Raw genomic sequence first — 21,314 nt, forward strand, 5'->3', positions numbered from 1 at the left:
GCGCGGCCCGCGCCGCGCGGCGGGGCGTACTCGTCGTTACGTACCGACTCCTCCTGAGATCGGCGCACCCGTCCTCGTCAGGACGCATGAGACTGAACTGACTGGTACGTGCAAAAAATTTGGAATGGCCCGGAATCGGAACACCGGGGCACCCCGGCTCGTTGTCACGACGTGAGCACGACACCACCTGTTCTCGCCGCAGAGCTGGCGCAGGCGTGGGCCGACATTCAGCGGTACCACTCCGAGCTGCCTGACCTTGCCGCGCCCGAGTCCCTGATCGGAGAGTCCTCGTCCGCCTGTGGCGCCGAACTCTCCTTCGAGCGACTGCTGCACGAGGCAGTCCACGGCATCGCCGCCGCCCGCGGTGTCCGTGACACCTCGCGCGCCGGCCGCTACCACAACCGCAGATTCCTCGCGATCGCCGAGGAGATGGGGCTGGACCACTCCGAGGAGCCCCACGCGAGCAGCGGCTTCTCGCTGGTCGCGCTCAACCCCGAGGCGAAGCGGCGCTACCGGCCCACCATCGAGCGGCTGCAGCGCGCGCTGAAGGCGCACACGGCAGCCACGGCCGCCGACACCAAGCGCAGCTTCCGCGGACCGGCCGCCCGGCACGGCTCCTCCGGCGGCGGCGTCCGGGTCAAGGCGGTCTGCGACTGCGGGCGCAACGTCCGGGTGGTGCCTTCCGTACTCGCCCAGGCCCCCATCGTCTGCGGCGGCTGCATGAAGCCCTTCCGCATCCCCGAGGTGGCGGTGGCGGCGGCCTCCTGACCCTCCCCGCCACCGGACCGGGTGGGCGGGGCCACGGCCGTGCCCGCGGGTGTCCCCCGTACGACGCCGGCGGGGTGCGGGCCCCGCCCGCAGGGGCCGGATCACCCCGCTCGGCAGCGCCGCAGGCGTATGGCACAATGGCTAGCTGTACTCGACAGTCGCATAGGACCCCTCTCTCCTCCGGCTGACGCGTCCATCGGGCACCCGAGTACCGCAACCCCACGTGGCATCTCATGTGCCCAACCACGTCAAGTTCAGGAGACACCACTCCAGTGGCAGTCAAGATCAAGCTCAAGCGCCTCGGCAAGATTCGCCAGCCGCACTACCGCATCGTCGTCGCCGACGCCCGCACCCGCCGGGATGGTCGCGCGATCGAGGAGATCGGTATCTACCACCCGACGTACAACCCGTCGCGCATCGAGGTCAACGCCGAGCGTGCGCAGTACTGGCTGTCCGTCGGCGCCCAGCCCACCGAGGCTGTGCTCGCCATCCTGAAGCTCACCGGTGACTGGCAGGCCCACAAGGGCCTCCCCGCCCCCGCGCCGCTGCTGCAGCCGGAGACGAAGGAGAGCAAGCGTCGCTCCTTCGACGAGTTCGCCAAGGCCCTCGAGGGTGGCGACGCCAAGGGCGAAGCCATCACGCAGAAGGCGAAGAAGGCCGACAAGAAGGCGGACGAGGCTGAGGCCGCCGCCGAGTCGACCGAGGCCTGAGCATGCTCGAGGAGGCTCTTGAGCACCTCGTGAAGGGCATTGTGGACAACCCCGACGACGTGCAGGTCGCCTCGCGCAACCTGCGCCGCGGACAGGTGCTCGAGGTCCGGGTTCACCCCGACGACCTCGGGAAGGTGATCGGCCGCAACGGCCGCACCGCACGTGCTCTGCGTACCGTCGTGGGCGCCATCGGCGGCCGGGGGATCCGCGTCGACCTCGTCGACGTGGACCAGGTCCGCTGAGACCCGGTCTGCTAGAAGCGTTGAATCACCGGCACGGGCCGGGGAGGGCATTCGTGCCCGCCCCGGCCCGTCGTCGTCTGAACAGGAGATCAAGGTGGAGTTGGTAGTCGCGCGGATCGGCCGCGCCCACGGCATCAAGGGTGAGGTCACCGTCGAGGTGCGCACCGACGAGCCGGAACTCAGGCTCAGTCCCGGCGCCGTGCTCCGGACCGACCCGGCGTCGGCCGGACCGCTGGCCATCGAGACCGGCCGGGTGCACAGCGGCCGGCTCCTGCTGCGCTTCGAGGGCGTCAAGGACCGCACCGGCGCCGAGGCGCTGCGCAACATCCTGCTGATCGCGGACGTGGACCCGGCGGAGCTGCCCGAAGAGCCCGACGAGTACTACGACCACCAGCTGATGGACCTCGACGTCGTCCTGGCGGACGGCACCGAGATCGGCCGGATCACCGAGATCTCCCACCTGCCCTCGCAGGACCTCTTCATCGTCGAGCGGCCGGACGGCTCCGAGGTGATGATCCCCTTCGTGGAGGAGATCGTCGCCGAGATCGACCTCGAGGAGCAGCGCTGCGTCATCACCCCGCCGCCCGGGCTGATCGACGAGGGCGAAGCGGTCATCGCCTCGACCCGCGACGAGGACGTCCAGAGGTCCGGGGACGACGCCTGATGCGTCTCGACGTCGTCACGATCTTCCCCGAGTACCTGGAACCGCTGAACGTCTCCCTCGTCGGCAAGGCGCGCGCCCGCGGCCAGCTCGACGTGCACGTCCACGACCTGCGGGACTGGACGTACGACCGGCACAACACGGTCGACGACACCCCGTACGGCGGCGGCCCCGGCATGGTCATGAAGACCGAGCCGTGGGGCGAGGCCCTGGACTCGGCGCTGGCCGACGGCTACGAGGCGGGCGCGCACGGCCCCGTCGTGGTCGTGCCCACGCCCAGCGGCCGGCCCTTCACCCAGGAACTGGCCGTCGAACTCTCCGAGCGGCCCTGGCTGATCTTCACACCCGCCCGCTACGAGGGCATCGACCGCCGCGTCATGGACGAGTACGCCACGCGCATGCCGGTCTACGAGGTCTCCATCGGGGACTACGTCCTGGCGGGCGGCGAGGCCGCCGTCCTGGTCGTCACCGAGGCCGTGGCCCGGCTGCTCCCCGGGGTGCTCGGCAACGCCGAATCGCACCGCGACGACTCGTTCGCCCCCGGCGAGATGGCCAACCTCCTGGAAGGGCCCGTCTACACCAAGCCCCCCGAGTGGCGCGGCCGGGGCATCCCGGACGTTCTGCTCAGCGGCCACCACGGCAAGATCGCCCGCTGGCGGCGGGACGAGGCCTTCCGCCGGACCGCCCGCAACCGCCCGGACCTGATCGAGCGCTGCGAGGCCTCCGCCTTCGACAAGAAGGACCGCGAGATCCTGTCCATCCTGGGCTGGGCGCCCTCGGCCGACGGCCGATTTTGGCGCAGGCCCCAGGCCGTGGAAGAATAGGCGGCTGCTGTGTGCTCGCGGACGCCCCTGCCACAGGGGGACCGTCGCCCGCCGAGTACCACGGCTCCCGAATTCTCTACGGAAACCCGCACCGGCGACCTGTGGCGTCGTGCGAAGAAAGCAGACGAAGAACATGTCTCACCTGCTCGATGGCGTCAACGCCGCCGCGCTCCGCTCGGACGTCCCGGCCTTCCGCCCGGGTGACACGATCAACGTGCACGTCCGCGTGATCGAGGGCAACCGCTCCCGTATCCAGCAGTTCAAGGGTGTCGTCATCCGCCGCCAGGGCGCCGGTGTCTCCGAGACCTTCACCGTTCGCAAGGTCTCCTTCAGCGTCGGCGTGGAGCGTACCTTCCCGGTCCACTCCCCGATCTTCGAGAAGATCGAGCTCGTCACCCGTGGTGACGTGCGCCGCGCCAAGCTGTACTACCTCCGTGAGCTCCGCGGCAAGGCCGCGAAGATCAAGGAGAAGCGCGACAACTGAGGTCCCCTCCGGTGTCCCGGGGTGGCCGGATAGGCTCGCCCCGATGGACACCGAAGCACCTCACACACAGCGCGGCCACTCTTCCCCCGGCAAGGGGGAGGGGCGGTCGCGTTTCGCGTTTTCCGCGGCCCTGCGCCCGCTGACCTGGCGACGGGCCGGAGTGCTCGGTGTCATCTGCACCGTCTTCCTGCTGCTGCTCGGCAATTTCGTGGTCCAGCCCTTCCTGATCCCGAGCCGCTCCATGGAGCCGACGCTCGAGGTCGGCGACCGGTTGCTGGTCGACAAGCTGGCGTACCGTTTCGGCGAGCAGCCGCGCCGCGGCGACGTGGTGGTCTTCGACGGCACCGGGTCCTTCGTACGGGAGCGCCCCGCGGGCCATCCGGTCGGCGAGCTGCTGCACGGCGCGGCCTCGGCCCTCGGGCTCGCGGAGCCCTCCGACACCGACTTCGTCAAGCGGGTCGTGGGCGTCGGCGGCGACGACGTGGTGTGCTGCGACGCCGGGGGACGCATCGAGGTCAACGGCGTCCCGCTGGACGAGCCCTACCTCTACCCGGGCGACGCGCCCTCGAAGGTGCCCTTCCGGATCGTCGTACCCCTTGGGACCCTGTGGGTGATGGGTGATCATCGGTCCCAGTCCCGCGATTCGCGGGACCACCTGGGAGAACCGGGCGGGGGGATGGTGCCGGTGGAGAAGGTGATCGGGCGGGCCGGGTGGATCGGCTGGCCCGTCTCGCGCTGGGGCTCGGCCGGCGGCGGCCATGGGTAGCCGCGGGCGCCCGCGCGGCGGGCGGGAACCCGAGCCCGGACCCGAGCCGGAGCCGGAACCCGTGGTGGAGGGCGGCCGGGCCGAGCGGCGCCGGACGGCCCGCCGAGTACGGCGGCGGCGGCGCACGCGCCGGGCGGGCGAGCTCCCCCTGCTGGTGGTCGTGGCGCTGTGCATAGCCCTGCTCCTCAAGACCTTCCTGGTGCAGGCCTTCTTCATCCCGTCGGGTTCGATGGAGCAGACCATCCGGATCGGCGACCGCGTGCTGGTGGACAAGCTGACCCCCTGGTTCGGCTCCGAGGTCGAGCGCGGCGACGTCGTCGTGTTCAAGGACCCCGGCGGCTGGCTCAAGGGCGACGCGGCCCGGCCGGCCCCGGACCCGGTCGGGGTCAAGCAGATCAAGCAGGCCCTCACCTTCATCGGCCTGCTGCCCTCGGCGGACGAGCAGGACCTGATCAAGCGCGTCATCGGGGTCGGCGGGGACACCGTCAAGTGCTGCGACGCCCGGGGCCGGGTCACCGTCAACGGCTCGCCGCTCGATGAGCCGTACGTGAACGCGGGCAACGCGCCCTCGGAGACCCGCTTCGAGGTGCAGGTGCCGCCGGGCAGGCTCTTCGTGATGGGCGACCACCGGGCGAACTCCTCCGACTCCCGCTTCCACCTCGACGAGGCCTTCGAGGGCACCATCGACGAGAACGAGGTCGTGGGCGAGGCCGTGGTGATCGCCTGGCCGTTCGGACACTGGCGCCGGCTGGACACGCCCGCGACCTTCCGGATGGTTCCCGACCAGGCGCGGCGCGAGGCGCACGGGCGTCGTCGGCGCCGTCGGGCGCCACCGTTCGCATAGTGTGTCCTGGATCTCCCGCGCCTTAGGGAACTCCCGCTCGTTAAGGGAGGGGAGGGCCCGTCTTCCGGTCTCGGAGCGGGCGGCGAAACCGAGTGAGGAGTGGATGTGGGGGACGTGGCGGTAGGCGCACGATCCGGACGCGACGAGGGTGAGGAGCGGCCGGACGACGCCGTCAAGCACGAGGCCGAGGAGGACAGCGGCGCCAAGGCGCGCCCGCACCGGTCCTTCTGGAAGGAGCTTCCGCTCCTGATCGGTATCGCGCTGCTGCTGGCCCTGCTGATCAAGACCTTCCTCGTGCAGGCGTTCTCGATCCCGTCCGACTCGATGCAGAACACCCTGCAGCGCGGGGACCGGGTGCTCGTGGACAAGCTGACCCCGTGGTTCGGCTCAGAGCCCGAGCGGGGCGAGGTCGTCGTCTTCCACGACCCGGCGAACTGGCTGTCCGGCGAGCCCACGCCGGAGGCGAACCTCGCACAGAAGATCCTCAGCAAGATCGGCCTGATGCCGGACGCCTCCGAGAAGGACCTGATCAAGCGGACCATCGCCATCGGCGGTGACACGGTCGAGTGCAAGAAGGGGGGACCGGTCGTCGTCAACGGCAAGGAGCTCGACGAGCCGTACATCTTCCCCGGCAACACTCCCTGCGACGACGCCCCCTTCGGTCCGCTCACGGTGCCCAAGGGCAAGATCTGGGTGATGGGCGACCACCGCCAGAACTCCCAGGACTCCCGCTACCACATGCAGGACTCCACCCAGGGCTTCGTGCCGGTCGACAAGGTCGTCGGGCGGGCCGTCGTGGTCGCGTGGCCGATCACCCGCTGGTCCACCCTCCCGATTCCGGACACCTTCGACCAGCCGGGCATCGGCAACCAGGCCGCGGCCACCGCGCTCGGCCTCGGGGCGGCCGGCCTGGCGCCGGTCGGGCTGGCTCCGGCCGCGCTCGGCCTCACGGGCGCCGTGCCGCTGGTCATGTGGCGCCGGCGGAGGCTGACCACGGGCCGTACCGCCGGGTAGGGTGCCGCCCAGGTCGACGATCTCCGACGTGGGGGCGCTGCAATGGGCGGAACACAGGCAATACGCAGTGGCAAGGACGGCCACGGTGGTCTCGGCAACCTGTTGTCGGGCATCGCCGTGGCCGTCGGCTTCGCGCTCTTCCTCGGCGGATTCGTGTGGGGGGCGCTGGTCTACCGGCCCTACACCGTGCCCACCGACTCGATGATGCCCACGGTGCTGCCCGGGGACCGGGTGCTGGCCCAGCGCATCGACGGCGGCGAGGTGCGCCGTGGGGACGTGGTCATCTTCACTGACTCCATGTGGAGCGATCTGCCCATGGTCAAGCGGGTCGTCGGCATCGGCGGCGACACCGTGAAGTGCTGCGGAGCGGGCGGCGAGCTCACCGTGAACGGCACCGCCCTCGACGAGCCGTACGCCGACCTCACCCGGCCCGACCCGGGCCTGGCGATGCCGCCCGGGCAGGCGCCCGCCCCCGGGACCCCCTTCGAGGTGACGGTTCCCGAGGGGAACCTCTTCCTGCTCGGTGACCGCCGGGCCGCCTCCGTCGACTCCCGGTCCCACCTCCAGGACGCCGGGCAGGGCACCGTGCCCCGGTCCACCGTGAGCGCCCGTGTCGATGCCGTGGCCTGGCCCTCCATGGCGATGCTGGAGCGGCCCCGTACGTACGCGGCGCTGCCCGGCGGGATCTCCCCGCACGGGCCGCTGCGGCTCCAGCTCGTGACCGTGGCGGCCGGCGCCGCCCTGGTGCTGCTGGGCGCCGCCCACGGGCCCGTCGTACGGCTCCTGGGGCGCGGGCGGCGGGAGCGGGCCGGTGCCAGCTGACCCGACGGGGGCCGCGGCCCCCGGTCCCCGCAAGGTGTCGCGGCTGATCGTGCTGGACCCGGCGGACCGGATCCTGCTGCTGCACGGCTTCGAACCGGCGGACCCCGCGGACGACTGGTGGTTCACCCCCGGTGGCGGGCTCGAGGACGGCGAGAGCCGGGAGCAGGCGGCGCTGCGGGAACTCGCCGAGGAGACGGGGATCACACAGGTGGATCTCGGGCCGGTGCTGTGGCACCGGTACTGCTCCTTCCCCTTCGACGGGCGCCGGTGGGAGCAGGACGAGTGGTACTTCCTGGCCCGAACCGCCCAGACGGAGACCGAGCCGGGAGGGCTCACCGAGCTGGAGCGGCGCAGTGTCACCGGAGCCAGGTGGTGGACCTCCGAGGAACTTCTCTCGGCACGTGAGACGGTGTACCCGACCAGACTCGCCGAGCTGCTCCGTACGCTGCTCGACGACGGTCCTCCGGGTGCGCCGGTGGTCCTGGCCCCGGAAATCGTTTAGGGGCGCAGGGGCCTGGCGCACAATAGGGGGACGCACGGCTGAAGGGGAACATGCCATGAGTGCCGAGGACCTCGAAAAGTACGAGACCGAGATGGAGCTGAAGCTCTATCGGGAGTACCGCGACGTCGTCGGGCTGTTCAAGTACGTGATCGAGACCGAACGCCGCTTCTACCTCACCAACGACTACGAGATGCAGGTGCACTCGGTCCAGGGGGAGGTCTTCTTCGAGGTCTCCATGGCCGATGCCTGGGTCTGGGACATGTACCGGCCGGCCCGGTTCGTGAAGCAGGTGCGGGTGCTGACGTTCAAGGACGTGAACATCGAGGAGCTCAACAAGAGCGACCTCGAACTGCCGGGCAGCTAGTTCCCGGCGCTGGTTCCTCCGCCGTACGGGTGACCGGGTTATCCACAACGGCGGAGTTGTCCACCAAGATCCACAAGGTGGGCGGGGGCGCGCGATCGTCGGTACCGGAGGTGGTGCCGGATGAACGCGAAGGGCGTGGCACAGCAGGCATTGGGGCGGTACGGCGAGGAGCTCGCGTCGCGGCGGCTGGCCGAGGCCGGGATGACCGTGATCGCGCGGAACTGGCGGTGCCGCGGCGGGGAGATCGACATCGTCGCCCGGGACGGGGACGCCCTCGTCGTCTGCGAGGTGAAGACCCGCCGGGCGGGGGCCTTCGAGCATCCCATGGCCGCCGTGCGGCCGGGCAAGGCCGAGCGCTTGCGGGTGCTCGCCGGGCGCTGGCTCGCCGACCACGGCGGACCACCGCCCGGCGGGGTGCGCATCGACCTGGTCGGAGTCCTGCTGCCACGGCGCGGTGCGCCCGTGGTGGAGCACGTCAGGGGGGTGGCCTGATGGGATTCGCCCGAGCCTGTTCGGTGGCCCTGGTGGGCGTCGACGGCGTCGTGGTGGAGGTCCAGGCCGACCTGGAGCCCGGGGTCGCGGCCTTCACGCTCGTCGGGCTGCCGGACAAGACCCTGGTCGAGAGCCGGGACCGGGTGCGGGCCGCCGTGGTCAATTCGGGTGCGGCCTGGCCGCAGAAGAAGCTCACCGTCGGGCTCAGCCCGGCCTCCGTACCGAAATCCGGGGCGGGCTTCGACCTGGCCGTGGCGGCAGCGGTGCTCGGCGCGGCCGAGGTGGTCGACCCGGGCGCGATCACCGATCTCGTCCTGATCGGCGAGCTCGGGCTCGACGGCCGGGTGCGTCCGGTCCGCGGGATCCTCCCGGCGGTCCTGGCCGCCGCCGAGGCCGGGTACCGGCAGGTGGTGGTCCCGCAGCAGTGCGCCGCCGAGGCCGCGCTCGTGCCGGACGTCTCGGTGCTCGGCGTGCGCAGCCTGCGCCAGCTGATCGCGGTCCTGACCGACGAGCCGGTTCCCGAGGATGATCCGCCCGACCCGCCGGGCCGCCCCGACCCGATGCTGGCCGGGCTGGTCCTCCCGGGGGCGGGCCTGGGCACGGGCCTGGCACCCGGCCGCTGCGGCCAGGGGGACGGGGACTTCCCCGACCTCGCCGACGTGGCCGGGCAGCACACCGCGCGCCGGGCCCTGGAAGTGGCGGCCGGCGGGGGCCACCACCTGTTCCTCAGCGGGCCTCCCGGGGCGGGCAAGACCATGCTGGCCGAGCGGCTGCCCTGGATCCTGCCGCCGCTCACCCGCCAGGACTCCGTGGAGGTCACCGCCGTCCACTCGGTGGCGGGCATCCTCCCGCCCGGCGAACCGCTCGTCGCCCGGCCGCCCTACTGCGCACCGCACCACTCGGCGACCATGCAGTCACTGGTGGGCGGGGGCAACGGGATCCCGAGGCCGGGGGCCGTCTCGCTGGCCCATCGGGGCGTCCTCTTCCTGGACGAGGCCGCCGAGTTCCACGGCCGGGCGCTCGACGCGCTGCGCCAGCCCCTCGAATCGGGTCATGTGGTCATCGCCCGCGCGGCCGGGGTGGTGCGGCTGCCGGCCCGGTTCCTCATGGTCCTCGCCGCGAACCCGTGCCCGTGCGGGCGCCACACCCAGCACGGGTCCGCGTGCGAATGCCCGCCCTCGGTGGTCAGGCGCTATCAGGGCAGGTTGTCCGGGCCGCTGCTCGACCGGGTGGACCTGAGGGTGGAGGTCGAGCCCGTGACCCGGTCCGACCTGCTCGGGCAGGGCGGCCGCGGGGAGTCCACCGCGGTGGTGGCCGACCGGGTCCGGGAGGCCAGGGACCGTGCCGCCGTCCGGCTCGCCGACACCCCCTGGCGGCTCAACTCCGAGGTGCCCGGCCAGGAGCTGCGCACCCGGTGGCGGGCGGGCCCCGGAGCACTGGCCGTGGCCGAGCGGGACATGGAGCGCGGCCTGCTCAGCGCACGCGGGCTGGACCGGGTGCTGCGCGTCGCCTGGACCGTCGCCGACCTGCGGGGGCGCGACCGGCCCGAGGCCCTGGACGTGGGCGTGGCCCTGGAGCTGCGCACCGGCATCGCCCGCGGGGCGACCCTGGTGGCGGGGGCCGGGCCGTGACGGGGGAGGAGGACCTGGAGCCTTCGCCCGCCCTGAGCCACGGGTGGACCGGAAGGCTGACCGGATCTGGGGCGGGGCCCAGGCCGGGGTCCGGCGCGGAGCTGGGGTCCGGGTGGGGGTTCGGGCCGGGGACCGGGGGGCCGCCGCCGCCGGGTGATGCCGGTGGCGGGGGCGGGGATTGCTCGGGCGGGGTCGGGGAGCGGGAACTGCTGGCCAGGGCGGCGCTGACCCGGGTGCTGGAGCCCGGGGACGAGCGGGGCGGGCGCTGGTTGCGGGAGTACGGGGCCGTCGGGCTGATACGCATGCTGACCGGGGCCGAGGCGCGGGCCCCGGCCGGGGTGGGGGCCGAGCGGCTCGCCGGATACCGCCGACGGGCCGCGCTGGCCGACCCCCGGCGGGACCTGGCGGCGGCCGCCGGGTCGGGCAGCCGGTTCGTGTGCCCCGGGTCGCCGGAGTGGCCCACCCAGCTCGACGACCTCGGCGACGCCCGGCCCGTGGGGCTGTGGCTGCGGGGCCGGCCGAACCTGCGGACCTGGGCGCTGCGTTCGGTGGCCGTGGTCGGGGCCCGGGCCTGTACTCCGTACGGGGCGCACATGGCCCAGACGCTGGCCGCCGGGCTCGCCGAGCGGGGCTGGGTCGTCGTCTCCGGAGCCGCGTACGGGATCGACGGGGCCGCACACCGCGGGGCGCTCGCCTCGGGCGGCGCCACCGCGGCGGTGCTCGCCTGCGGGGTGGACGTCGCCTATCCCCGCGGACACGCCGGGCTCCTCGGCCGGATCGCCGGCCAGGGCCTGGTCCTGGGGGAGTTGGCGCCCGGCAGCCACCCCACCCCGAGCCGGTTCGTCCTGCGCAACCGGGTCATCGCCGCCCTCACCCGGGGCACGGTCGTCGTGGAGGCCGCCCACCGCAGCGGCTCGCTGGTCACGGCCCGGCGGGCCCAGGAGCTCGGGAGGTTCACGATGGGCATCCCCGGGCCCGCGACCAGCGGGCTCTCCGGCGGGGTGCACGAACTGCTGCGGGGCGAGGCCGTACTGGTCACCGACGCGGCGGAGGTGGTCGAACTCGTCGGCTCCATGGGCGAGCTGGCTCCCGAGCGGCGCGGGCCCGTGCTCGCCCGGGACCTGCTGGACCGGGAGACCGGCCGGGTGCTCGACGCGCTGCCGGCCGGGCGGGCCGTCCCGGCGGAGGAACTGGCACGTGCCTGCGGCAACGGCACCGATGAAGTCATCGGCAGACTGTACGAACTTCACTCTCTGGGGTTCGTCGAACGGCAGGGCGACGGCTGGCAGTTGAGCAGACGGCCGCCTGGAGGCGGCACACAAACCGGAGCCGCCCGGCGAGGCGGTCGTTGACCTGGGGCGTTCCGGTGAAAGAGTGAGCCCGATGAGAAACGCCGCGAGACGCGGTCCTCCCGGTGGCGGTTGCCGGGACCGTGCGCCAGGCGCCGGTCCCGGGTCGCCCGTGCGAGTCGGGGCGCCTCTGCGCCCCCGCGCCATCCCGTACTCTTCGCGCACCGCGACACTTCCGTCACGCTACGCTCCCAAGGAATCCGGCTCCGGCAAAGGCGAAGCATGCCCCAGCACACCTCAGGGTCCGACCGCGCTGCGGTGCCCCCCGCTGCCCGCGGCAGTGGGCGGTCCACCGCGCCCTCGTCCCTGGAGGCGCTCTGGCGCTCGTACAAGGACTCCGGTGACGAGCGGCTGCGGGAGCAGCTGATCCTGCACTACTCGCCGCTGGTCAAATACGTGGCCGGCCGTGTCAGCGTGGGTCTGCCGCCCAATGTGGAGCAGGCCGACTTCGTCTCCTCCGGGGTCTTCGGACTGATCGACGCCATCGAGAAGTTCGACATCGACCGGTCGATCAAGTTCGAGACGTACGCGATCACCCGGATCCGCGGGGCGATGATCGACGAGCTGCGCGCGCTGGACTGGATCCCGCGCTCGGTGCGGCAGAAGGCGCGCGCGGTGGAGCGGGCCTACGCCACGCTCGAGGCCCAGCTGAGGCGCACTCCGACCGAGAGCGAGGTCGCCGGGGAGATGGGGATCGGTGTGGAGGACCTCCACACGGTCTTCAGCCAGCTGTCCCTGGCCAACGTGGTCGCCCTGGAGGAGCTGCTGCACGCCGGCGGGGAGGGCGGCGACCGGCTCTCGCTGATGGACACCCTGGAGGACACCGCAGCGGACAACCCCGTGGAAGTGGCGGAGGACCGGGAGTTGCGGCGGCTGCTGGCCCGGGCCATCAACACCCTTCCCGAGCGGGAGAAGACGGTGGTCACCCTCTACTACTACGAGGGGCTCACGCTGGCCGAGATCGGCAACGTGCTGGGCGTGACCGAGAGCCGGGTCAGCCAGATCCACACCAAGTCCGTGCTCCAACTACGGGCGAAGCTCGCCGATGTGGGGCGGTGAGCTTGCGGCACCTCCGTAGAGTGGAGACGTGCCCAGGATTCGAGCGGCCTCCGTGGCCGAGCACCGGTCGATGCAGCGCGGCGCCCTGTTGGACGCCGCGCGCTCCCTGCTGTCCGAAGGCGGGACGGAGGCTCTGACCTTCCCCGCCCTGGCGGAGCGCACCGGCCTCGCCCGGTCCTCCGTGTACGAGTACTTCCGCTCCCGCGCGGCCGTGGTCGAAGAGCTCTGCGCGGTGGACTTCCCCGTGTGGGCCGCCGAGATCGAGGCGGCCATGGAGCAGGCCGAGTCGCCCGAGGCGAAGATCGAGGCCTATGTGCGGAGCCAGCTGGCGCTGGTGGGCGACCGGCGGCACCGCGCGGTGGTGGCCATCTCCGCGAGCGAGCTCGACGCCGGGGCGCGGGAGAAGATCCGCGCGGCCCACGGCGGGCTGGTGGCGATGATCGTCGAGGCCCTGGCCGCCCTGGGGCAGGCGGAGCCGAGGCTGGCCGCGATGCTGCTGCAGGGGATCGTGGACGCCGCGGTCCGGCGGATCGAGCTCGGTGCCGCCGAGGATCCCGAGGTCGTCACCCGGGCCGCCGTCGCCATGGCCCTGCGGGGCGTCGGGGGCTGATCCCCTGGGCCCGCTGATCCCCTGGGCCCGCGAGCCCCCCGAGCCCCTGGGCCCCCCGAGCCCCTGGGCCCCCCGAGCCCCTGGGCCCCCCGAGCCCCTGGGCCCCCCGAGCCCCTGGCGCCTGGGCCCGCGGCGCCCCTGGCCCCTGAGCCCCTGGGCCCGCCGAGCCCCTGGCCCCCGAGCCCCTGGCCCCCGAGCCCCTGGCCCCCGAGCCCCTGGCCCCCGAGCCCCTGGCCCCCGAGCCCCTGGCCCCCGAGCCCCTGGGCCCGCGGCGCCCGGAGCTCCCGTGCCTCAGGGCCCGGCGGGGCCGGGGTCCGGCAGGAGGCGGGGAGCGGGGCGGGGCAGGAGGGTGAGCGGGTTGAGGTAGGCCTCGCCCGACAGCAGGCCCCAGTGGAGACACGGTGCCGGGCAGTGGGAGCCCTCCGTCAGGACCGCCACCACCTGGCCCGCCGTGACCGCCTCCCCCTCCGCGACCAGCGCGCGCACCGGCTCGTACGTCGTGCGCAGGCCGTTCGGCAGGGTCAGGGAGAGCACGCCGCGGCCCGCGACCCGGCCGGCGTAGTGCACCCGGCCCGGGCCGACCGCACGGACCTCCGCGCCCACCGGGGCCGACAGGTCCACGCCGCGGTGGCCTGCCGCGTACGGGGTCGGCGGCGGATCCCACCAGCGGGCCACGGTCAGCGGCGCGGGCAGCGGGCGCACACCGGGAACGGCGGCCTGGACCAGGGCGAAGAGCAGGCTGAGCAGCAGAGTCGTCATGGCCTGAGCGTCCCGCCCCCGGCCGTCCGGCGGGCCGCCCTGTGGACAGGCCGCGGGGTGTGGACAACGGCGTCACCCGGCATACCGCCGGGTCCCGTACACTTCTTGTGGCGATCCGGGTCACCGGGTCGACTTCGCACGCCCCAGCACCAGCCGGAAACGGCCAGGTGAGAGCGCCTCTCGGTCCCTATCGGGGCAGGGCGCGGCGGGGCGTCAGGACCAAACCGAGAAACCAAGGAGATGGCCATGGCCGTCGTCACGATGCGGGAGCTGCTGGAAAGCGGCGTCCACTTCGGTCACCAGACCCGCCGTTGGAACCCGAAGATGAAGCGCTTCATCTTCACGGAGCGCAACGGCATCTACATCATCGACCTGCTGCAGTCGCTGTCGTACATCGACCGCGCCTACGAGTTCGTGAAGGAGACCGTCGCGCACGGTGGCTCCATCATGTTCGTCGGTACCAAGAAGCAGGCCCAGGAGGCCATCGCCGAGCAGGCGACGCGCGTTGGCATGCCGTACGTCAACCAGCGCTGGCTGGGTGGCATGCTCACCAACTTCTCCACCGTCTACAAGCGCCTCCAGCGTCTGAAGGAGCTTGAGGCGATCGACTTCGAGGACGTCGCCGCCTCGGGTCTCACCAAGAAGGAGCTCCTGGTCCTCTCCCGCGAGAAGACCAAGCTGGAGAAGACCCTCGGTGGTATCCGCGAGATGTCGAAGGTCCCCAGCGCCGTCTGGATCGTCGACACCAAGAAGGAGCACATCGCCGTCGGTGAGGCGCGCAAGCTCCACATCCCGGTCGTCGCGATCCTCGACACCAACTGCGACCCCGACGAGGTCGACTACAAGATCCCGGGCAACGACGACGCGATCCGCTCCGTCACCCTGCTCACCCGCGTGATCGCCGACGCCGTCGCCGAGGGCCTCATCGCCCGCTCCGGCGCTGCGACCGGCGACTCGAAGCCGGGCGAGAAGGCCGCTGCCGAGCCGCTCGCCGAGTGGGAGCGCGACCTGCTCGAGGGCGACAAGAAGGCTGACGAGGCCCCGGCCGCCGATGTCGACGCCGCCAAGGTGGACGCCGACGCCGCAGCCGAGGTCGCCGCCGAGGTCACCCCGGCCGCCGAGACCGTCGAGGCCCCGGCCGCCGACGCCCCGGCCGCCGACGCCGAGCAGGCCTGACCCACTGAGAGCGCCCGGCGTTCACGCGCCGGGCACTCACAGCACGGACGATGACGGCGGGGGAGCCGCGCCTGGGGCGCGGCACCTCCGCCGTTCACCCGTAGATCTACGACTTCGAGAGAGAATCACAGACTCATGGCGAACTACACCGCCGCTGACGTCAAGAAGCTCCGCGAGCTCACCGGCGCCGGCATGCTGGACTGCAAGAACGCGCTCGTGGACGCCGACGGTGACGTCGACAAGGCCCAGGAAGCGCTCCGCATCAAGGGTCAGAAGGGCGTCGCCAAGCGCGAGGGCCGCTCTGCCGAGAACGGTGCGGTCGTCTCCCTCATCGCCGACGACAACACCTCCGGTGTCATCGTCGAGCTGAAGTGCGAGACCGACTTCGTCGCCAAGGGCGAGAAGTTCCTGGCCGTCGCCAACCAGCTGGCCGCCCACGTGGCCGCCACCTCCCCGGCCGACATCGAGGCGCTGCTCGCGTCCGAGATCGAGCCCGGCAAGACCGTCACCGCTTTCGTCGACGAGGCCAACGCCAACCTCGGCGAGAAGATCGTCCTGGACCGCTTCGCGCAGTTCACCGGCGGTTACGTGGCTGCGTACATGCACCGCACGATGCCCGACCTGCCGTTCCAGATCGGCGTCCTGGTCGAGCTCGACAAGGAGAACGCCGAGGTCGCCCGCGGCGTCGCGCAGCACATCGCCGCGTTCGCCCCGCAGTGGCTGTCCGCCGACGACGTCCCGGCCGAGAAGGTCGAGTCCGAGCGTCGCATCGCCGAAGAGGTCACCCGCGCGGAGGGCAAGCCCGAGGCTGCCATCGCGAAGATCGTCGAGGGTCGCGTCAACGGCTTCTTCAAGGACGCCACGCTGCTCGGCCAGGCCTACGCCCTGGACAACAAGAAATCCGTCCAGAAGGTCCTGGACGAGGCCGGTGTCACCCTGAAGCGCTTCACCCGCATCAAGGTCGGCATCTGAGTCCGTCCGTACAACGACGGACACCGGACCCCGGTAGGGTCTGAGGCAGTCACCCGCGCTTGCGCGAGGCGACCGCAGATCTGACGAGGAGGCCATTGCCGCAGAGGGAACCGCAAGGACCCACCGGCAATGGCCTTCTTCGTATGTGCACGAGGAGATCTCCATGAATCAGGGCGTGGACCCCCACACCGCATCCGACGACAAGAGCGACCAGGACAAGAAGGGCCGCCGCTTCATGCTGAAGCTGTCGGGCGAGGCCTTCTCGGGTGGCAGAGGACTGGGCGTCGACCCCGACGTCGTCCACGCCATCGCGCGCGAGATCGCCGCGGTGGTCCGTGACGGCGCGGAGATCGCCGTCGTGATCGGCGGCGGGAACTTCTTCCGCGGCGCCGAGCTCCAGCAGCGCGGCATGGACCGGGCGCGGTCCGACTACATGGGCATGCTCGGCACCGTGATGAACTGCCTCGCACTCCAGGACTTCCTGGAGAAGGAGGGCATCGACTCCCGCGTGCAGACCGCCATCACCATGGGCCAGGTCGCGGAGCCCTACATCCCGCTGCGCGCCGTACGGCACCTGGAGAAGGGCCGTGTCGTCATCTTCGGCGCCGGCATGGGCATGCCCTACTTCTCCACCGACACCACGGCCGCCCAGCGCGCCCTGGAGATCGACGCCGAAGCCCTGCTCATGGGCAAGAACGGGGTCGACGGGGTCTATGACTCCGACCCGAAGAAGAACCCGGACGCGGTGAAGTTCGACGCGCTGGAGTACGGCGAGGTCCTCTCCCGCGATCTGAAGGTCGCGGACGCCACCGCCATCACGCTGTGCCGCGACAACAAGCTGCCGATCCTCGTCTTCGAACTGCTCGCCGAGGGCAATATCGCCCGCGCCGTCAAGGGTGAGAAGATCGGCACGCTCGTCAGCGACCAGGGAACCCGGGCCTGAGCAGTCCGCTGCCGGACCGAGCCCGGACCGGCCCCGCCCGTCATGCCCGCCTGAACCATCCATTCAAGACATGCAGGAGCACGTGGTGACCGAAGAGATCCTCCTCGAGGCCGAGGAGAAGATGGAAAAGGCCGTCGTCGTCGCCAAGGAAGACTTCGCCGCGATTCGCACCGGTCGTGCGCACCCGGCGATGTTCAACAAGATCGTGGCGGACTACTACGGCGCCATCACGCCCATCAACCAGCTCGCCTCCTTCTCGGTCCCCGAGCCGCGCATGGCGATCGTGACCCCGTTCGACAAGAGCGCCCTGCGCAACATCGAGCAGGCCATCCGCGACTCCGACCTCGGTGTCAACCCGAGCAACGACGGCAGCATCATCCGGGTGACCTTCCCCGAGCTGACGCAGGACCGCCGCAAGGAGTACATCAAGGTCGCCAAGAACAAGGCCGAGGACTCCAAGGTCTCCATCCGCTCCATCCGCCGCAAGGCGAAGGACGCCCTTGACAAGCTGATCAAGGACAAGGAGGCCGGCGAGGACGAGGTGCGCCGCGCGGAGAAGGAGCTCGACGACACCACCGCGAAGTACGTCGCGCAGGTGGACGAGCTCCTGAAGCACAAGGAAGCCGAGCTCCTCGAAGTCTGATGAACGACTCTTCCTGGCAGCCGGAGCCGGTTCCGGCGGGTCCCGCATACGATGCGCAGGTGGGCCCGCACACTCGGCCCATGCCCATCGTGCCCGATGCCGCCGGCCGTGACTTCGACGACCGGGAAGCACGCGATCGGGGGGCCGCCGCGGACGGCGGCCCCCTCTTCCGCGCCGAAACGCCGCCGCAGGAGCCCATGCCCAGCCCCCCGCCCCCGCCTTCGCAGGCACCGCAGGACGCCTCGCCTCCGCCGCCGAAGAAGCGGGCGGGGAGGGACCTGCGCGCCGCCATAGGGGTCGGCGTCGGCCTCGGCGCGGTGATCTTCGCGTCGCTGTTCATCGTCAAGGCGGTCTTCGTCGGCGTCATCGTCGTGGCGGTCGTCGTGGGCCTGTGGGAGCTGACCTCCCGGCTGCAGGAGAAGAAGGGCATCAAGGCCCCGCTGGTCCCGCTCGCCGTCGGCGGCGCGGCCATGGTCATCGCCGGATACGTCCGGGGAGCCGAGGGCGCCTGGGTGGCCATGGCCCTGACGGCCCTCGCCGTCCTGGTCTGGCGGATGACCGAACCGCCCGAGGACTACCTCAAGGACGTCACGGCGGGTGTCTTCGCCGCGTTCTACGTGCCCTTCCTGGCCACCTTCGTCGCCATGCTGCTCACCGCCGAGGACGGGCCGCAGCGCGTGGTCACCTTCCTGGTGCTGACGGTGGTCAGCGACACCGGGGCTTACGCCGTCGGCTGGCGCTTCGGCAAGACCAAGCTCGCGCCGCGCATCAGCCCCGGGAAGACCCGCGAGGGGTTGTTCGGCGCGGTGGCGTTCGCGATGGCGGCCGGCGCGCTGTGCATGGAGTTCCTGATCGACGGCGGCTCGTGGTGGCAGGGGCTGCTGCTGGGGCTGGCGGTCGCGGTCAGCGCCACGCTGGGCGACCTCGGCGAGTCGATGATCAAGCGCGACCTGGGCATCAAGGACATGGGCACCCTGCTCCCGGGCCACGGCGGCATCATGGACCGGCTGGACTCGCTGCTGCCGACCGCCCCGGTGGTGTGGCTGCTGCTGGCGGCCTTCGTCGGAACCGGCTGACAGGGCTCGGGTTATCCTGGAGGGCGCGCCGCGTGGACGTGGCGCGCCCTTTCCGTCGCGCGGCCGAGCCGCGGACCGGCCCTGCACGCGCGGGGTGACCCCCCACCTCGTCGTACTGAGGAGTACCGCATGGCCCCCCGTCCCGTTCCCGGTGAGCTCACCTTCGTCGCGCCCCGCGGAGCGAAGCGGCCGCCCCGGCACCTCGCCGACATGACCCCGGCCGAACGCCGCGAGGCGGTCGCCGCGATCGGCGAGAAGCCGTTCCGGGCCAAGCAGCTCTCCCAGCACTACTTCGCGCGCTACGCGCACGACCCGGCCGAGTGGACCGACATCCCGGCGGGCTCGCGGGAGAAGCTCCAGCAGGAGCTGCTCCCCGACCTGATGAACGTCCTGCGGCACATCAGCTGCGACAACGACACCACGCGCAAGACCCTGTGGAAGCTGCACGACGGCACGCTCGTCGAGTCCGTGCTGATGCGCTACCCCGACCGGGTCACCATGTGCATCTCCTCGCAGGCCGGCTGCGGCATGAACTGCCCGTTCTGCGCCACCGGCCAGGCCGGTCTGGACCGCAACCTCTCCACCGCCGAGATCGTGCACCAGATCGTCGACGGCATGCGCGCGCTGCGCGACGGCGAGGTCCCCGGCGGCCCGGCCCGCCTGTCGAACATCGTCTTCATGGGCATGGGCGAGCCGCTGGCCAACTACAACCGCGTGGTCGGCGCCATCCGCCGCCTCACCGACCCGGAGCCCGACGGCCTCGGCCTGTCGCAGCGCGGCATCACGGTCTCCACCGTCGGCCTGGTCCCGGCCATGCTGCGCTTCGCCGACGAGGGCTTCAAGTGCCGTCTCGCGGTCTCGCTGCACGCCCCCGACGACGAGCTGCGCGACACCCTGGTCCCCGTGAACACCCGCTGGAACGTCCGCGAGGTGCTGGACGCGGCCTGGGAGTACGCCGAGAAGTCCGGCCGCCGGATCTCCATCGAGTACGCCCTGATCCGCGACATCAACGACCAGGCCTGGCGCGGCGACCTGCTGGGCAAGCTGCTCAAGGGCAAGCGCGTCCACGTCAACCTGATTCCGCTGAACCCGACGCCGGGCTCCAAGTGGACCGCCTCGCGGCCCGAGGACGAGAAGGCCTTCGTCGAGGCCATCGCCCGGCACGGGGTGCCCGTCACCGTTCGGGACACCCGCGGCCAGGAGATCGACGGCGCGTGCGGCCAGCTCGCCGCCTCGGAGCGCTAGTTTCCGCCGCGAGAGGCCTCTATTCGGCCACGGGGTACCCTGTGGCCGAACCAATTTCATATTCCGACAGGGGAGCGCCACAGCGCTGAGAGTGCGGTTCCGTCACCGCAGACCCTCTGAACCTCGCCCCGGTCATTCGGGGTAGGAAGTTCGGTCACCACTCATGCTGTTGCGCCCTGCCCGGCGTCCGCTCCCACAGAGCGCCGGGCAGGGCCGCGTCTTCTCCTGGTCATCCAGGAGGAATCACCAGTGAGCACCACCAAGAAGATCGCGGGCGCCGCGCTCGCGGCCGCGCTGGGCGTCACCACGCTCAGCGCCTGCGGCGGCGGCGACGCCAAGGACAAGAACGCGGGCGCGAGCGACGCCCCGAAGTCCAAGACCGTCACGCTCGTCTCCCACGACTCCTTCAACGTGACCGACGCGGTCCTCAAGGAGTTCGAGCAGCAGAGCGGCTACACCGTCAAGGTCCTGAAGTCCGGGGACGCCGGCGCGGCGCTCAACCAGGAGATCCTCACCAAGGGCACCCCCCGCGGCGACGTCTTCTTCGGCGTGGACAACACCCTGCTCTCGCGCGCCCTCGACAACGGCATCTTCACGCCGTACGAGGCCAAGGGCCTGGGCGGGGTGAAGCCGGAGTTCCAGCTCGACAAGGAGCACCGGGTCACCCCGATCGACTCCGGCGACATCTGCGTCAACTACGACAAGGCCTACTTCGCCGACAAGAAGATCGCCCCGCCGCAGACGCTGGACGACCTGGTCAAGCCGGAGTACAAGAACCTGCTGGTCACCGAGAACGCCGCGACCTCCTCGCCGGGCCTCGGCTTCCTGCTCGCCACCGTCGGCAAGTACGGCGACGAGGGCTGGAAGGACTACTGGAGCAAGCTCAAGGCCAACGGCGTCGAGGTCGTCGACGGCTGGGAGCAGGCCTACAACGAGCGCTTCTCCGGCTCCGCGGGCGGCAAGAAGGCCAAGGGCGACCGCCCGCTGGTGGTCTCCTACGCCTCCAGCCCGCCGGTCGAGGTGCTGTACGCCGAGCCGCAGCCGGCCGAGGCCCCGACGGGTGTCGCCACCGGCACCTGCTTCCGCCAGACCGAGTTCGCCGGCCTGCTGAAGGGCGCGAAGAACGAGGAGGGCGGCAAGGCCCTCGTGGACTTCCTGATCAGCAAGAAGTTCCAGGAGGACATGCCGCTCCAGATGTTCGTGAACCCCGTGACGAAGGACGCCGCCCTGCCGGAGCTGTTCACCAAGCACGGCGTGGTGGTCGACAAGCCCGAGAACGTGGCTCCCGAGACCATCGCCAAGAACCGTGAGCAGTGGGTCAAGGCATGGACCTCGCTCGTCGTGAAGTAGGCGGCACC

At 71.5% G+C, this 21,314-nt stretch carries 24 protein-coding genes, 1 pseudogene and 1 riboswitch; of the genes and pseudogenes, 24 read left to right on the top strand and 1 reads right to left on the bottom strand.

Annotated features, from left to right (window positions below):
* The first annotated feature begins 171 nt into the window (after positions 1–171).
* The 17 genes and pseudogenes from AB0D66_RS15775 to AB0D66_RS15855 all read left to right on the top strand — a co-directional run bounded on the left by AB0D66_RS15775 (position 172) and on the right by AB0D66_RS15855 (position 13,142).
* Positions 172–768 (top strand): hypothetical protein, encoded by a 597-nt coding sequence (locus AB0D66_RS15775; RefSeq protein WP_069922136.1) that lies wholly within the window; start codon positions 172–174, stop codon positions 766–768.
* Positions 769–1,040: 272 nt separating this feature from the next.
* Complete coding sequence (rpsP, locus tag AB0D66_RS15780; protein WP_031144168.1) at positions 1,041–1,478, top strand: 30S ribosomal protein S16; 438 nt, start codon at positions 1,041–1,043, stop codon at positions 1,476–1,478.
* Between the two features lie 2 nt (positions 1,479–1,480).
* On the top strand, positions 1,481–1,720 hold the full coding sequence (locus AB0D66_RS15785; RefSeq protein ID WP_007266827.1) for an RNA-binding protein: 240 nt from the start codon (positions 1,481–1,483) through the stop codon (positions 1,718–1,720).
* A gap of 94 nt (positions 1,721–1,814) precedes the next feature.
* On the top strand, positions 1,815–2,384 hold the full coding sequence (gene rimM / locus AB0D66_RS15790) for a ribosome maturation factor RimM (protein WP_362302565.1): 570 nt from the start codon (positions 1,815–1,817) through the stop codon (positions 2,382–2,384).
* Positions 2,384–3,205, top strand: coding sequence for a tRNA (guanosine(37)-N1)-methyltransferase TrmD (gene trmD, locus AB0D66_RS15795; protein WP_362302568.1), 822 nt, complete (start codon positions 2,384–2,386; stop codon positions 3,203–3,205). The genes rimM and trmD overlap by 1 nt, the downstream gene beginning before the upstream one ends.
* A 133-nt stretch (positions 3,206–3,338) precedes the next feature.
* Entirely contained in the window at positions 3,339–3,689 is a 351-nt protein-coding gene (gene rplS / locus AB0D66_RS15800; protein WP_073911044.1) for a 50S ribosomal protein L19, read from the top strand.
* A gap of 43 nt (positions 3,690–3,732) precedes the next feature.
* Positions 3,733–4,455 (top strand): signal peptidase I, encoded by a 723-nt coding sequence (lepB, locus tag AB0D66_RS15805; RefSeq protein WP_362302572.1) that lies wholly within the window; start codon positions 3,733–3,735, stop codon positions 4,453–4,455.
* Positions 4,448–5,451 (top strand): annotated as a pseudogene (gene lepB / locus AB0D66_RS15810) (signal peptidase I). Before lepB (AB0D66_RS15805) ends, lepB (AB0D66_RS15810) begins: the two are co-directional and overlap by 8 nt.
* On the top strand, positions 5,414–6,313 hold the full coding sequence (gene lepB, locus AB0D66_RS15815) for a signal peptidase I (RefSeq protein ID WP_362302575.1): 900 nt from the start codon (positions 5,414–5,416) through the stop codon (positions 6,311–6,313). The pseudogene lepB (AB0D66_RS15810) and the gene lepB (AB0D66_RS15815) overlap by 38 nt, the downstream one beginning before the upstream one ends.
* 42 nt (positions 6,314–6,355) lie before the next feature.
* Complete coding sequence (gene lepB / locus AB0D66_RS15820; protein ID WP_362302578.1) at positions 6,356–7,135, top strand: signal peptidase I; 780 nt, start codon at positions 6,356–6,358, stop codon at positions 7,133–7,135.
* Positions 7,125–7,637, top strand: a complete 513-nt coding sequence (locus AB0D66_RS15825) for an NUDIX hydrolase (protein ID WP_362302581.1) — start codon at positions 7,125–7,127, stop codon at positions 7,635–7,637. Before lepB (AB0D66_RS15820) ends, AB0D66_RS15825 begins: the two co-directional genes overlap by 11 nt.
* 55 nt (positions 7,638–7,692) lie before the next feature.
* Complete coding sequence (locus tag AB0D66_RS15830; RefSeq protein ID WP_005311352.1) at positions 7,693–8,001, top strand: DUF2469 domain-containing protein; 309 nt, start codon at positions 7,693–7,695, stop codon at positions 7,999–8,001.
* Between the two features lie 120 nt (positions 8,002–8,121).
* Positions 8,122–8,493, top strand: a complete 372-nt coding sequence (locus AB0D66_RS15835) for a YraN family protein (protein WP_362302584.1) — start codon at positions 8,122–8,124, stop codon at positions 8,491–8,493.
* The gene (locus AB0D66_RS15840) at positions 8,493–10,124 is read left to right on the top strand and encodes a YifB family Mg chelatase-like AAA ATPase (protein ID WP_362302587.1); all 1,632 of its coding nucleotides are present in this window, start codon (positions 8,493–8,495) and stop codon (positions 10,122–10,124) included. The genes AB0D66_RS15835 and AB0D66_RS15840 overlap by 1 nt, the downstream gene beginning before the upstream one ends.
* Before the next feature lie 206 nt (positions 10,125–10,330).
* Positions 10,331–11,476: a DNA-processing protein DprA gene (gene dprA, locus AB0D66_RS15845; RefSeq protein ID WP_362302820.1), complete on the top strand. Its 1,146-nt coding sequence runs from the start codon at positions 10,331–10,333 to the stop codon at positions 11,474–11,476.
* A gap of 219 nt (positions 11,477–11,695) precedes the next feature.
* On the top strand, positions 11,696–12,532 hold the full coding sequence (whiG, locus tag AB0D66_RS15850) for an RNA polymerase sigma factor WhiG (protein WP_362302590.1): 837 nt from the start codon (positions 11,696–11,698) through the stop codon (positions 12,530–12,532).
* Positions 12,533–12,602: 70 nt separating this feature from the next.
* Entirely contained in the window at positions 12,603–13,142 is a 540-nt protein-coding gene (locus tag AB0D66_RS15855) for a helix-turn-helix domain-containing protein (RefSeq protein WP_362302823.1), read from the top strand.
* A gap of 291 nt (positions 13,143–13,433) precedes the next feature.
* On the opposite strand, the gene AB0D66_RS15860 is transcribed toward AB0D66_RS15855, so the two are convergent.
* Positions 13,434–13,901, bottom strand: a complete 468-nt coding sequence (locus tag AB0D66_RS15860; RefSeq protein WP_362302593.1) for a M23 family metallopeptidase — start codon at positions 13,899–13,901, stop codon at positions 13,434–13,436.
* 246 nt (positions 13,902–14,147) lie between these two features.
* Here AB0D66_RS15860 and rpsB point away from each other — a divergent pair, with 246 nt between their 5' ends.
* From rpsB to AB0D66_RS15895, 7 genes are all read left to right on the top strand, one after another.
* Positions 14,148–15,077, top strand: a complete 930-nt coding sequence (gene rpsB / locus AB0D66_RS15865) for a 30S ribosomal protein S2 (RefSeq protein WP_362302596.1) — start codon at positions 14,148–14,150, stop codon at positions 15,075–15,077.
* Between the two features lie 135 nt (positions 15,078–15,212).
* The gene (gene tsf / locus AB0D66_RS15870) at positions 15,213–16,049 is read left to right on the top strand and encodes a translation elongation factor Ts (protein WP_362302599.1); all 837 of its coding nucleotides are present in this window, start codon (positions 15,213–15,215) and stop codon (positions 16,047–16,049) included.
* A gap of 163 nt (positions 16,050–16,212) precedes the next feature.
* Positions 16,213–16,992, top strand: coding sequence for a UMP kinase (gene pyrH, locus AB0D66_RS15875; protein WP_073913371.1), 780 nt, complete (start codon positions 16,213–16,215; stop codon positions 16,990–16,992).
* A gap of 85 nt (positions 16,993–17,077) precedes the next feature.
* Positions 17,078–17,635, top strand: coding sequence for a ribosome recycling factor (frr, locus tag AB0D66_RS15880; RefSeq protein ID WP_362302603.1), 558 nt, complete (start codon positions 17,078–17,080; stop codon positions 17,633–17,635).
* Positions 17,635–18,711, top strand: a complete 1,077-nt coding sequence (locus AB0D66_RS15885; protein ID WP_362302606.1) for a phosphatidate cytidylyltransferase — start codon at positions 17,635–17,637, stop codon at positions 18,709–18,711. Before frr ends, AB0D66_RS15885 begins: the two co-directional genes overlap by 1 nt.
* A gap of 129 nt (positions 18,712–18,840) precedes the next feature.
* Positions 18,841–19,956, top strand: coding sequence for a 23S rRNA (adenine(2503)-C(2))-methyltransferase RlmN (rlmN, locus tag AB0D66_RS15890; RefSeq protein ID WP_362302609.1), 1,116 nt, complete (start codon positions 18,841–18,843; stop codon positions 19,954–19,956).
* 58 nt (positions 19,957–20,014) lie between these two features.
* Positions 20,015–20,122, top strand: a riboswitch (TPP riboswitch).
* Positions 20,123–20,205: 83 nt separating this feature from the next.
* Positions 20,206–21,306, top strand: coding sequence for a thiamine ABC transporter substrate-binding protein (locus AB0D66_RS15895; protein WP_362302612.1), 1,101 nt, complete (start codon positions 20,206–20,208; stop codon positions 21,304–21,306).
* Positions 21,307–21,314 lie beyond the last annotated feature (8 nt).

The sequence above is a fragment of the Streptomyces sp. NPDC048270 genome, assembly GCF_040652335.1.
Taxonomy (GTDB): Bacteria; Actinomycetota; Actinomycetes; order Streptomycetales; family Streptomycetaceae; genus Streptomyces.